12 protein-coding genes are annotated in these 12,264 nt (G+C 61.9%); 7 read left to right on the top strand and 5 right to left on the bottom strand.

Features of this window, described 5'->3' with window-relative positions:
- Positions 1-8 precede the first annotated feature (8 nt).
- From dnaN to gyrB, 3 genes are read left to right on the top strand one after another with little or no spacing between them, the layout of a single operon-like run.
- Positions 9-1,112: a DNA polymerase III subunit beta gene (gene dnaN, locus AB5Y89_RS18740; protein WP_039040646.1), complete on the top strand. Its 1,104-nt coding sequence runs from the start codon at positions 9-11 to the stop codon at positions 1,110-1,112.
- A 2-nt stretch (positions 1,113-1,114) separates the two neighbouring features.
- Positions 1,115-2,218, top strand: a complete 1,104-nt coding sequence (gene recF / locus AB5Y89_RS18735; protein ID WP_010672287.1) for a DNA replication/repair protein RecF — start codon at positions 1,115-1,117, stop codon at positions 2,216-2,218.
- Positions 2,215-4,626 (top strand): DNA topoisomerase (ATP-hydrolyzing) subunit B, encoded by a 2,412-nt coding sequence (gene gyrB / locus AB5Y89_RS18730; RefSeq protein ID WP_052814513.1) that lies wholly within the window; start codon positions 2,215-2,217, stop codon positions 4,624-4,626. The genes recF and gyrB overlap by 4 nt, the downstream gene beginning before the upstream one ends.
- 99 nt (positions 4,627-4,725) lie before the next feature.
- Here the strand turns inward: gyrB and AB5Y89_RS18725 are convergent, their stop codons facing one another.
- Both AB5Y89_RS18725 and AB5Y89_RS18720 read right to left on the bottom strand, forming a co-directional pair.
- Entirely contained in the window at positions 4,726-5,691 is a 966-nt protein-coding gene (locus AB5Y89_RS18725; protein ID WP_368224275.1) for a GlxA family transcriptional regulator, read from the bottom strand.
- Between the two features lie 85 nt (positions 5,692-5,776).
- Positions 5,777-6,547 carry an MBL fold metallo-hydrolase gene (locus tag AB5Y89_RS18720; protein WP_368224274.1) on the bottom strand — a complete coding sequence of 257 codons (771 nt, stop codon included), beginning with the start codon at positions 6,545-6,547 and terminating at the stop codon, positions 5,777-5,779.
- Positions 6,548-6,803: 256 nt separating this feature from the next.
- Between AB5Y89_RS18720 and AB5Y89_RS18715 the strand changes: the two genes are divergently transcribed.
- Both AB5Y89_RS18715 and AB5Y89_RS18710 read left to right on the top strand, forming a co-directional pair.
- A complete protein-coding gene (locus tag AB5Y89_RS18715) occupies positions 6,804-7,217 on the top strand; it encodes an Hsp20 family protein (RefSeq protein WP_010672291.1) in 414 nt (137 codons plus the stop codon).
- A 92-nt stretch (positions 7,218-7,309) separates the two neighbouring features.
- Positions 7,310-7,750 (top strand): Hsp20 family protein, encoded by a 441-nt coding sequence (locus AB5Y89_RS18710; RefSeq protein WP_010672292.1) that lies wholly within the window; start codon positions 7,310-7,312, stop codon positions 7,748-7,750.
- 73 nt (positions 7,751-7,823) lie between these two features.
- On the opposite strand, the gene AB5Y89_RS18705 is transcribed toward AB5Y89_RS18710, so the two are convergent.
- Positions 7,824-9,074: a valine--pyruvate transaminase gene (locus tag AB5Y89_RS18705; protein WP_368224273.1), complete on the bottom strand. Its 1,251-nt coding sequence runs from the start codon at positions 9,072-9,074 to the stop codon at positions 7,824-7,826.
- Positions 9,075-9,357: 283 nt separating this feature from the next.
- On the opposite strand from AB5Y89_RS18705, the gene AB5Y89_RS18700 reads away from it, so the two are divergent.
- Entirely contained in the window at positions 9,358-9,591 is a 234-nt protein-coding gene (locus tag AB5Y89_RS18700) for a hypothetical protein (protein WP_041214189.1), read from the top strand.
- On the opposite strand, the gene AB5Y89_RS18695 is transcribed toward AB5Y89_RS18700, so the two are convergent.
- A complete protein-coding gene (locus AB5Y89_RS18695; protein ID WP_128313065.1) occupies positions 9,521-10,345 on the bottom strand; it encodes a helix-turn-helix transcriptional regulator in 825 nt (274 codons plus the stop codon). The genes AB5Y89_RS18700 and AB5Y89_RS18695 overlap by 71 nt on opposite strands.
- Before the next feature lie 92 nt (positions 10,346-10,437).
- Here AB5Y89_RS18695 and AB5Y89_RS18690 point away from each other — a divergent pair, with 92 nt between their 5' ends.
- Positions 10,438-11,565 (top strand): multidrug effflux MFS transporter, encoded by a 1,128-nt coding sequence (locus AB5Y89_RS18690; RefSeq protein WP_368224272.1) that lies wholly within the window; start codon positions 10,438-10,440, stop codon positions 11,563-11,565.
- Between the two features lie 4 nt (positions 11,566-11,569).
- Here AB5Y89_RS18690 and AB5Y89_RS18685 read toward each other — a convergent pair whose 3' ends face one another.
- Complete coding sequence (locus tag AB5Y89_RS18685; protein ID WP_368224271.1) at positions 11,570-12,253, bottom strand: response regulator; 684 nt, start codon at positions 12,251-12,253, stop codon at positions 11,570-11,572.
- Positions 12,254-12,264 lie beyond the last annotated feature (11 nt).

Below are 12,264 nucleotides of genomic sequence, written 5' to 3'. Positions count from 1 at the left end.
GAGCACAGATGCAGCTCGAAATTAGCCGTGAGGCCCTGTTACGTCCCCTGCAACTGGTGTCCGGTGCCCTGGGTGGCCGGCCGACCCTGCCCATCCTCGGCAACGTCCTGCTCGATGTCAGCAATGGCCTGCTGTCGCTGACCGGGACCGATCTCGAGGTGGAGATGATCGGACAGGTCTATCTCAACAGCGACAGCCAGGATGGCCGCACCACTGTGCCGGCGCGCAAGCTGCTGGACATCTGTCGCGGTCTGCCGGAGGGGGCGGAGATCCGCCTCAGCACCGAGGGAGAGCGCCTCATCATCCGTTCCGGTCGCTCCCGCTTCAACCTGTCGACCCTACCGGCGACCGAATACCCGAACATCGAGGATTGGGAATCCGTGCTCGAGTTCGACATCAGCCAGCTGGAGCTGAAAAAACTCATCGACGCGACCCAGTTCTCCATGGCCAGCCAGGACGTGCGCTACTACCTGAACGGCATGCTGTTCGAGAGCGAAGGACACGGCCTGCGTACCGTGGCGACGGACGGTCACCGGCTGGCCACCTGCCGCCGCGAGGTGGTGGGGGAATCGTTGCCCGATCATCAGGTCATCCTGCCGCGCAAAGGGGTGCTGGAGCTGGTGCGCCTGCTGGAAGCGGAAGACAAGCCGGTACGGCTGCAAGTGGGCCGCAGCAACCTGCGCGCCGCCCTGGATGGCTTCATCTTCACCTCCAAGCTGGTGGATGGCCGTTTCCCGGACTGGCGCCGCGTCATCCCGAGAGGGAGCGACAAGGCCCTGATCGCCGGTCGCGAGGATCTGCGCCAGGCCTTTGCTCGTGCCGCCATCCTCTCCAACGAGAAATTCCGTGGGGTGCGTCTCAATCTGCAGGAAAACCTGCTGCGCATCACCGCCAACAACCCGGAACAGGAAGAAGCCGAAGAGCTGCTTGACGTACAATACGCCGCTGGCGAGATGGAGATCGGCTTCAACGTCTCCTATGTGCTGGACGTGTTGAATACGTTAAAATGTGACCAAATCCGGATCAGCCTGAGCGATTCCATCAGCAGCGCCATTATTGAGGATTTTGAGAACCAAGATGCCCAGTACGTGGTGATGCCGATGCGGATCTAGTCGTGTCCCTGGTCAAACTCCAGCTCAGCGACTTTCGCAACATTCAGCACGCCAGTCTCGCGCTGTCTCCCGGCCTCAATATCCTGGTCGGGAGTAACGGCAGCGGCAAGACCAGCGTGCTGGAAGCCATTCATTACCTTGGTCTCGGCCGCTCGTTTCGTACCCATTTGACCGGGCGGGTCATCCGCCAGGGCGAGCGGGCCTTTACCCTGTTTGCCCAGTGCGAGCTGGAGGGGCGTCAGGTGCCCATCGGGCTTGCCAAGGACAAGGGGGGCGAAACCCAGCTCAAGATCGCCGGTGCCCAGGCCCAGCGCCTGGCCGATCTGGCGGAGCTGTTGCCGGTACAGTTGATCCACCCCGATGGTTTCAGCCTGCTGACCGGTGGGCCCCAGGCTCGCCGGGCCTGGCTCGACTGGGGTGTTTTCCATCAGGAGCCGACCTTCTTCTCCCTCTGGGGGCGGGTGCGTCGGCTGTTGAAGCAGCGCAATGCCTTGCTGCGCCAGAGCACCCAGTATCGTCAACTGGCATTCTGGGATCAGGAGCTGGTGCGACTGGGTGGCGAGCTGGCGGGGTTTCGCGCCAGTTATTGTCAGGCCATTACACCCCTGATCAAGGAGATGACGGCAGATTTTCTGCCGGAGTTCGATATCAGTCTTGGATTCTATCGAGGCTGGGAAAAAGACACTCCCCTCGATGCATTGCTGGAGGCGGGGTTCGAACGGGATCGTTCGCTGGGGTACACTGGGGTCGGTCCGCAGAAGGCGGACGTGCGGCTCAAGGCGAACGGCGTGCCCGCGCAGGATATTTTGTCCAGGGGTCAGCTGAAGTTGCTGGTCTGTGCCATGCGGCTGGCCCAAGGGCTCTATTTGAATCAACATAGCAGCCGCGGCTGTATTTTTTTAATTGATGATTTTGCCTCTGAACTGGATGTCGACAAACGTCGTCTGCTGGCCGCAAGGCTGAAGCAGTGCGCGTCCCAGGTGTTCATCACCGCCATCGATACCGGTCAGCTCGCAGACATGATGGATGCGAGTGACTGCAAGCTGTTCCACGTGGAACAAGGCAAGATCTCCGAAACGTTAGAGAAGGCAGAGAGTAAGCTATGAGTGAAAATACTTACGACTCCTCGAATATCAAGGTGCTCAAGGGCCTGGATGCGGTCCGCAAGCGCCCGGGGATGTATATCGGCGATACGGACGATGGATCGGGCCTGCACCACATGGTGTTCGAGGTCGTCGACAACTCCATCGACGAGGCTCTGGCTGGCTACTGCTCCGATATCCAGGTCAAGATCCATTCCGACGGCTCCGTCTCCGTGCGCGACAACGGTCGCGGCATTCCGGTGGACATCCACCCGGAAGAGGGCCGCTCCGCCGCCGAAGTCATCATGACCGTGCTGCACGCCGGCGGCAAATTCGATGACAACTCCTACAAGGTGTCCGGCGGTCTGCACGGTGTAGGCGTCTCCGTGGTGAACGCGCTTTCCGACAAGCTGCTGCTGACCATCCGCCGCAACGGTCATGTTTACGAGCAGACCTATCACCTGGGCGAGCCGCAGGCACCCCTCAAGCAGATTGGTGACAGCACCGGCACCGGGACCGAAGTTCGCTTCTGGCCGAGCCCGACCATCTTCAGCGACACCCTGTTCCACTACGAGATCCTGGCCAAGCGTCTGCGCGAGCTCTCCTTCCTCAACTCCGGCGTCTCCATCCGTCTGATGGACGAGCGTGACGGCCGCGAGGCGCACTTCTGCTACGAAGGGGGCATCAAGGCCTTCGTCGAGTACCTGAACCAGAACAAGACCCCGATCCATCCCAAGGTGTTCCACTTCACCACAGAGCAGGACGGCATCGGTGTCGAAGTCGCCATGCAGTGGAACGACGCCTATCAGGAAGGGGTCTACTGCTTCACCAACAACATTCCGCAGCGAGATGGCGGTACCCACCTGGTGGGCTTCCGTACCGCGTTGACCCGGACGCTGAACAACTACATGGACAAGGAGGACTACAGCAAGAAGGCCAAGTCCGCCGCCAGTGGTGACGACGTCCGTGAAGGTCTGATTGCCGTTATCTCCGTCAAGGTGCCTGACCCTAAATTCTCCTCCCAGACCAAGGACAAGCTGGTCTCGTCCGAGGTGAAGACCGCCGTGGAACAGGCGATGGGTGAGAAGCTGGCGGACTTCCTGCTGGAAAACCCGGGCGATGCCAAGATCGTGGTCAACAAGATCATCGATGCGGCCCGTGCCCGCGAAGCGGCCCGCAAGGCCCGCGAACTGACCCGCCGCAAGGGCGCGCTGGATATCGCCGGTCTGCCCGGCAAGCTGGCGGACTGTCAGGAGAAAGACCCGGCGCTCTCCGAACTCTACATCGTGGAAGGGGACTCTGCTGGCGGCTCCGCCAAGCAGGGTCGCAACCGGAAGAACCAGGCCATCCTGCCCCTCAAGGGTAAAATCCTGAACGTGGAGAAGGCCCGTTTCGACAAGATGATCTCCTCCCAGGAGGTGGGCACCTTGATCACCGCTCTGGGCTGTGGCATCGGTCGCGACGAGTACAACCCGGACAAGCTGCGCTACCACAACATCATCATCATGACCGATGCGGACGTCGATGGTGCGCACATCCGTACCCTGCTGCTGACCTTCTTCTATCGTCAGATGCCGGAAATCATCGAGCGTGGCTATGTCTTCATCGCCCAGCCGCCGCTCTACAAGGTGAAGAAGGGCAAGCAGGAGCAGTACCTGAAAGACGAAGACGCATTGTTGCAGTACCAGACCGCCATGGCGCTGGACGGTGCGACCCTGCACGTCAACGAGTCTGCCCCGGCCATCGGTGGCGAGGCGCTGGAGCGTCTGGTCAACCAGCATCGCGCCGTGACTCACCTGATCACCCGCATGTCCCGTCGCGCCCCGGAAGCCGTGCTGACCCAGCTGATCTATCAGCCTGAGTTGAACGAAACCCTGCTGGCCAGCGAGAGCGATCTGCTGGCCTGGTGCCAGAGCATGGAGGCCGTGCTCAACGAGAGCAACCACGGCATCCAGTACCAGATGCAGGTACGCCGCGACGAGGAGCGCAGCCTGTTCGTGCCCCACGCCGTGGTACGCCAGCACGGGGTCGACCGCGAATACCCGCTCAGCTACGACTTCCTGCAATCCTCCGAGTACCGTCAGCTGGTCTCCCTGGGCAAGGAGATCGCCAACCTGATCGAGGAAGGCGGTTACATCAAGCGTGGCGAGAAGGTGAAACCGGTCGCCAGCTTCGTTGAAGCGGTCGAGTGGCTGATGGGCGAAGGCAAGCGTGGCATCTACATCCAGCGCTATAAAGGGCTGGGGGAGATGAACCCGGAGCAGCTGTGGGAAACCACCATGGATCCGGAAGCCCGCCGCATGCTGCGTGTCACCATCGACGACGCGGTCGGCGCCGACCAGCTCTTCTCCACCCTGATGGGTGACGCCGTAGAGCCCCGTCGCGACTTTATCGAGACCAACGCCCTGCGGGTTGCCAACCTCGACGTCTAATCAGACGGTCCGACAACCATCAAAAGCCGCTCCTCGTGAGCGGCTTTTTGTTTTCTGGATGGAAGGGAGAGGGCGCGTTCCACGTGAAACATGAGGGACCTAGACTCTGTCACCGCGAAAGGTGCGGCGCCACTCCCGCGGCGGCACCCCGAAGCGGGCGCGAAAGTGCTTGCGCAATATGGTGGCAGACCCGAGCCCCACCAGTTCGGCGATGCGTTCCACGGTGTGGGCGCTGGACTCCAGCAGCGTCTGGCTGCGGCGCAGGCGCTCCGCCATCAGCCACTCCCCGAGGGAGAGACCGGTGGCGAGCTGGAAGCGGCGGCTAAAGGTGCGTCGGCTCATCATGCAATGTTCCGCCAGGCTGTCCAGGGTATGGGGCGCGGCCAGGTGCAGGCGCAGGTGATCGAACAGCTGGTTGATCCTGGCATCCCGGGTGGAGGCGGGTACCGGCTGCTCGATGAACTGGGCTTGGCCACCCTCCCGGTGGGGAGGCACCACCAGCCGCCTGGCCAGCTTGTTGGCAATCTGGCTGCCGTGATGCTGGCGAACCAGATAGAGGCAGCAGTCCAGGCTGGCGGCGGTGCCAGCCGAGGTGATGAGCCCGTCGTCGTCGACGTAGAGGGCATTGGTATCGAGCCGCACCCGGGGGAAGCGCTGGACAAACTCCTGTTCAAATTCCCAGTGGGTGGCGGCACCGCGCCCGTCCAGCAGGCCGGCATAGGCCAGCACATAGGTGCCGAGACAGAGCCCCACGAGCTGGGCTCCCCTGATCCGGGCGGCAACAAGGGCATCGAGCAAGGGTTGGGCGGGGCGCTCGGCCGGATCGCGCCAGAAGGGGATGATGATGATATCCGCCTCCAGCAGACCCTCCAGGCCATAGTCGGCCTCCATGCGAAAGCCCTGGGAGGAGGCGGGTTGCCGCGTGTCATCCCCGGCGCAGAGTCTCAGCTCGAACAACGACTGGCCCGGCATCATCTTGTCGCCAAAGATGAGGCAGGGCACCGAGCAGTGAAAGGGGCTGAAGCGATCGAAGGTGATGACGGCGACGATGAGAGGACGGGGCATGGTGGCAGACTCCTTTGCACTCGGATCCCCATCATACGGGGCAGCAACAGAAAGCCGAAGAGCCATGTGGTACCCGGCCTCTCGCTCAGAGCACCATGGTGTCGCCATCCTCGGGCACCCGTACCCGGGCGGCCATCCCCTGGCTGTCCAGATAGTCGCGCAGCTCCCGCCGGGACAGCAGGGCATGATTGACCGCCTCCATGTGGCTGGCGATCAGGGTGGCCTGCGGGGCGGCCTGATAGACGGCGGCCACATCCTCCTTGCCCATGATGATGGCGCCCAGACCCGTCACCTGGGCATCGCCGCAGTTGAGGACGACAACCTCGGGTTGGTGCCTGTGCAGCGCTTGTTCAACCTGGGCATTCCAGACGGTGTCGCCGGCCAGATAGAGGGTCTTTTCGGCGGGATGGGAGAAGACCACTCCGCTGACCTCGCCAAGGCGATCCCCCAGCATGGCCATGATGGTATCGCTGCCGTGCCGGCCTTCCGTCTGTTGCAGGCGAATGCCGGCGAACTCGCCGACCTCGCCCAGCAGGCGCACATCCTCGAAGCCGCATCCCCTCATGGTGTCGGCATCTTTCTGATGCTGCACGAATAGGGGAAGGTGCCTGGGGATCGTCGCTTTCGCGACATCGTCCCAGTGATCCAGATGGTCATGGGTGACAATCACCGCATCCACCTCCAGCAGGGTCGCCATGGGCAGCGGCAGCTCGACCAGGGGGTTGCGAAGATGGCTGTTGGCCATGCCTTCGAAGCCGGGGTAGCTCCCCTTGGGGGCCAGCATGGGGTCGATGAGGAAGCGGGTTCCTGCGTAGTGGATGAGCAGGGTGGCGTTGCGAACCTGGGTAATCTTCATGGCGTGCTCCGGTTTCTCGTTGGGGACACGGCCAGTATGGAGGGGTGAGGGACGGATCATGAGTGGCCCGTAGGCCTATTATCGATCTAATCGGGCCATTCTTGATGGCCTGCATTTCTTTTGTTTTTACCCCTTGAAAGCCAAATGCTGGCCCCTATATAGATAACAAGGCCGGAACGCTCGACAGAGGTTTCGACCAGGCGCCCGTCCATCAGGAGGGCAAACAATCCGTTATCGCTCACAAGAGGGTAATACTATGCGTTCTATCGACTTTTCTCCGCTCTATCGTTCTGCCATCGGCTTCGATCGTCTGGCCACTCTCATCGAATCTGCGGCCAGCAATGGCAATGCCGGCTATCCCCCCTACAACATCGAGCAGCTGGGTGACAGCGACTACCGCATCAGCATGGCGGTGGCGGGCTTTACCCAGGAAGAGCTGGAGCTGAGCTTCCAGGAAAATCTGCTGACGGTGAAGGGCAGCAAGCAGGCCGACACCGAGCGCAACTACCTCTATCAGGGGATCGCCGAACGCGGTTTCGAGCGCCGCTTCCAGCTGGCCGACTATGTACGGGTGAAGGGGGCCGACCTCAAGAACGGTCTGCTGCACATCGACTTGGTGCGCGAAGTGCCCGAGGCGATGAAGCCCCGCAAGATCGAGATCAACGGCTGACAGCCTGACCTCGTCGCATTGCTGATGTTTCCCGGGTGCCGATGGCGGGCCCGTGGAGAGTAAACCCTGTTGCTTTATAGAAGGATAGGATCATGCGTAACCTCGATTTTTCTCATCTCTATTCCAATGCCGTCGGCTTCGAGCGGATGGCCCGCGAGCTGGAAGGCCTGTTCGATCAGAAGACCTCGGCCTACCCCCCGTACAACATCGAAAAGCGGGATCACGACAGCTACCTCATCACGGTTGCCGTGGCCGGTTTCGATCGCAATGAGCTGGAGCTGGAGACCGAAAATGGCACCCTCAAGGTGAAGGGGCGCAAGGTCGCCACCATGGGCGAGCGCCAATTCCTCCATCAGGGGATCGCCGAGCGGGACTTCGAGCTCGCTTTCAAGCTGAGCCAGCACGTGGAAGTGCAGGGGGCCAGGCTGGAGCACGGTCTGCTGACCATAGAGCTGGCCCGGGAGCTGCCGGAAGCGCTCAAGCCCCGTGCCATCCCCATCGGCAAACCCGATCAGCTGGCTCTGCCCGGTTAAACAACATCGCTGACCACCTGATAGAAAAGAGGCCTGCATCTGCAGGCCTCTTTTTTTCATGCCGAAGGGGAAATCAACCGGCGTAGAGGACGTTGATCTCGTCGGCCAGGATGGCGATGCCACGACGCACCAGATCTTCGCTCTGGGCATAGTTGAGGCGGATGCACTCCTGGCTGTGGCGCCACTCGGGGTCGTCGATGCCGGGGAAGAAGTAGTGGCCGGGCACGATCAGCAGGTTCTTCGCCTTCAGTCGCTCATACAGCTCCTGGCAGTGGATCGGCAGGTCTTCGAACCAGAGCCAGAGGAAGAGGGCTCCCTCCGGCTTGTGGATGTGGAAGCGCGGATCCGGAATGGCCTCGCGCAGCAGCTGGACCGCGAAGGTGGCTTTCTGCTGGTAGAAGGGTTTCACCACCTGTTCGCTCAGGGTGATGATGTCACCGCTCTCGATCATCGGAATGGTGATGGCCGGACCCAGGCTGCCCGGCGCCAGATTGATGATGCCGCTCAGGTTGGTGATGGCCCGGATGATCTTCTCGTCGGCGATGACGATGCCGCAACGGGTGCCAGGCAGGCCGAGCTTGGAGAGGCTCATGCAGAGGATGGTGTTGGCGTTCCAGAACGGCTTGGCGTCGCTGAAGATGATGCCGGGGAAGGGCACGCCGTAGGCATTGTCGATGAGCAGCGGGATCCCCTTGTCACGGGCAATCTGATCGAGGTGCTCGATCTCCTCGTCGGTGAGCACGTTGCCGGTGGGGTTGGTCGGCCGGGAGACACAGATCACCCCGATGTCGTCGCCCACCTGCAGGCTCTCGAAATCCACGTGGTATTTGAACTGGCCGTCGGGCAGCTTCTCGATGGTGGGCTTGTAGGCGACGAAATGATCGTCCGAGAGGGCCGAGTCGGCATAGCCGATGTATTCGGGGGCCAGGGGGAACAGCACCTTCTTCTTGCGACCGTCGGCGAACTCGCCGGCCAGCAGATTGAACAGATAGAAGAAGGCGTTCTGGCTGCCATTGGTCAGGGCGATGTTACGGGCGGAGATCTCCCAGCCCAGCTCCTTGCTGAGCAGGGCGGCCAGCGCCCTGGTGAACCTGTCCTTGCCCTGGGGGCCATCGTAGTTGGCCATGGCCTTGATCAGTTCGCCGTTGTCGAGCAGGGTATTGGCCTCGGCCTGAAAGCGTTCCAGCATGGCGGGGATGGGGGCCGGATTGCCGCCTCCCAGCATGATGGCGTCGGGATTCAGCAGCCCTTGATTGAGGTCGTCCATGAGTTGGGTAATACCGGCGTGGCGAGTGAACTTCTCGCCGAACAAGGAGAATTCCATTCGGTGGCAAATCCAGAGTCAGTTAAGGGGGGAGCTAGCACCATAGCTCACTTCAAAAGCGGGTGTCGATCAAAAAAACGGGGCGTTTCACGTGGAACAGGGTTGCCATGATGGAGGTGGTAAAAAAAACCATTTATAGGTTTTAAAATAACCAACATTCGATTCAGGAAGGGGGGTGGCAGCATCAAAAAATTATTTATATCAATAAAATCATGCTGTTATAAATCTGGCACAACTATTGGAGTAGCTATCTGGTCATCTCAACCACACCGGAGCACGCCAGATGAAGATCCTGATCGCTACCCTGATTGCCAGCAGCCTGAGCCTGAATGCCATGGCCGCCGAGAACCCCAGACCCGAGCTGGACAGCGCCGCCCTGCAACAGGAGATGCTGGCCTTGCAGCAGCAGGCCTCCCATGACGTGGTGGCAGAGGCCATCCACAACCTCAAGCCGCTGGCCCTGGAGACCCTGGTGGTGGAGGCGAGTTCGGCCGATGCGACTCATCCCGAGAGTTGAGGTAGCGCAAGGGGGTCTGCCCCGTGTGCTGCCTGAAGAAGGCGATGAAGGCGCTGTCGCTGGCGAACTCCAGCGCAGCGGCCACCCGGCTGATGGGCTCGGCTTCGGCCAGCAGTTCCATGGCCCGAAGCAGTCGCCACTGCTGGCGCCAGGCCTGGTAGCTCATACCGGTCTCCCGCATGAAGATGCGGCCTATGGTCTTGTCGCTGGCACCCACCCGCTCGGCCAGCCGGTTGAGCCGATCGGGCAGGGTGTCACCCCGCTTTATCTCCTGCAGCCAGCCGATCAGACGCCCGTCTGACGGCAGCGGCAACTGCCAGGATTCCCGCGGCGCTTGCGCCAGCTCTTCTTTCAATAATGCCAGTGTGCAGGTTTGCTCTGCTTCCGGCTTGTCCCAGGGCCAGAGCGCCATCCGCTCGATGATCTCCCGCAGCAGCGGGTTGACCGCCAGCACCGCCATCTCGTTTGGCAACGCGGGCTCCGGCTGGAAGTAGAGGGAGCGATAGGCCACTACCCCGCGCATCAATACCCGGTGGGGCAGGCCTGCTGGCAACCAGGCCGCTCGCGTCGGCGGCAGCAGGCAGACCTGATCGTCCAGCTCTATGGTCATGCAGCCTGCCTGGGCGAACAGCAGCTGGTGGCGCTGGTGCTGATGGCGGCCGGAGTCGTGCCAGCCGAGGGCGGCGGCAATACCGATGGCGCTGCCGTCGTGCTGGTCCGGATCAAAGGGGTGATCGGGAAGAATAAAGGCCATGTGTCCGATTCTTGCTGTTTATAGTCCGCCTTATTGTAATCGGACATGTTATCCCTCTCTAGAATGGCGACCTCTTGTGAAGGAGGTGTGTCATGAACAACAGGTTGCCACCGCGCTGGCTGGTGGTCGGATTGATGATGTTTCCCCAGATGGTGGAGACCATCTACAGCCCGGTGCTGACCCATATCGCCACTGAGTTTCGGGTGAGCGAGGGGCAGGCGTCCCAGACCCTGTCGGTCTATTTTCTGGCGTTTGCGGCGGGCGTGGTCTGCTGGGGCCGACTGTGCGATCTCATCGGGCGGCGTCCCGCCATGCTGGCGGGGTTGCTGACCTATGGCGCCGGCACCCTGCTGGCGTTGCTGGCCACTCAATTTGAAACCCTGCTGCTGGCCCGGGTCATCGCGGCCTTCGGCGCCGCCGTGGGATCGGTCGTGACCCAGACCATGCTGCGTGACAGCTATCAGGGCAGCGATCTGGCGCGGGTCTTTTCGGTGATGGGCATCGCGCTCTCCCTGAGCCCGGTGCTGGGGCTGGTGAGCGGTGGCCTGCTTGCTGATGGCTTGGGTTATCTCGGGGTATTCGGCGCCCTGCTGGCGCTGGCAATCGGCTTGTTGCTGATGGCTTGCTGGCAACTGCCGGAAACCCGCCCGGCCATCACCCAAAGGGTCGCACTCTGGCCGCTGGCCTGCCGGATGGTACGTGATACCGGCTTGTGGCGCAGCGCTGCCCTGGTGGCGCTGTTCAACACCATGCTGTTCGGCTACTACAGCCTGGCGCCGTTTCTGTTTGCCGGTCTGGGGCTGAGCGCGGGCGAATTTGGTTACTCCGGCATCGTGCTGGCGCTGGCAACCCTGGTGGGCAGCCTGCTCAACAAGCGTCTGCTGGGCCGTGGCTGGACGCCTGCCTCGTTAATACGGCTCGCCGTCGTGCTGGCGTCGGGTTCGGGTTGGCTGGTGTGGGCCAGTCAGGCATCGCTCTGGTTCCTGTTGCCTATGACGGGAGTGGTGGTGGCGTTCGGGCTGGCTATCCCCAATGTGCTGAGCCAGGCGCTGCTGGCCTATCGGGAGGTGGCGGGCAGTGCCGGTGCCCTGTTCGGGCTTGGCTACTACCTGTTGCTCAGCCTGGGGCTGGCGGTTTCAGCCAGCTTGCAGGATCTCGGTCTGCTGCTCGGTGGTTGCGGTCTGCTGGCCTTGTGCTGCGGTTGGCGTCGTTCCACGTGAAACATCAGCTGCCGATAAAGCGGTAGCCGATGCCGGATTCGGTCTCGATCAGCGTGGGTTGCTGGGGGTTATCTCCCAGCTTCTTGCGCAGGCTGGCGATGACGATGCGCAGGTAGTGGGTATCTTCCTTGTGGCTCGGTCCCCAGATGTCGATGAGCAGCTGGGTCTGTTGCACCAGCTTGCCGGGGTGGCACACCAGCGCCTGCAACAGGGCGAACTCCTTGCGGGAGAGGGGCACCTCTTCCTCCCCCAGGGTGACCCTGTGGCTGCTGCTGTCCAGGGTCAGCCCGCACTGGGGGAAGTGGCGCTGCTCGCCATTGCTGACCCCGGCCCGCTGGCGCAACAGTACCCGGATGCGGGCCATCATCTCCCCGACGCCGAACGGCTTGCTCATGTAGTCGTTGGCCCCCGCATCCAGCAGCCGCACCTTCTCCTGCTCCGAGTCCCGCGCCGAGAGCACCAGCACGGGATTGGCGTGGTGCTCGCGGATGGCGTGCAGGATTTGGATGCCATCACCGTCCGGCAGGCCCAGATCCAGGATCACCAGGTCGGGGTTGAGGTGGCGATACTGCGTCATCCCCTCGGTGACGCCGACCGCCTCACTCACCTGATGTCCTTCGGCGATCAGGCTGATCCGCAAAAAACGGCGGATGGCCGCCTCGTCGTCGATGACCAGTATGTGAGCCATTCAGCCTCCCG

Origin of the sequence: Aeromonas sp. s4 (genome assembly GCF_040907855.1) — a bacterium.
Lineage (GTDB): Bacteria > Pseudomonadota > Gammaproteobacteria > Enterobacterales > Aeromonadaceae > Aeromonas > Aeromonas caviae.
The sequence above is the reverse complement of the archived record's forward strand: the minus strand, read 5'-3'. Positions and strand labels throughout refer to the sequence as shown.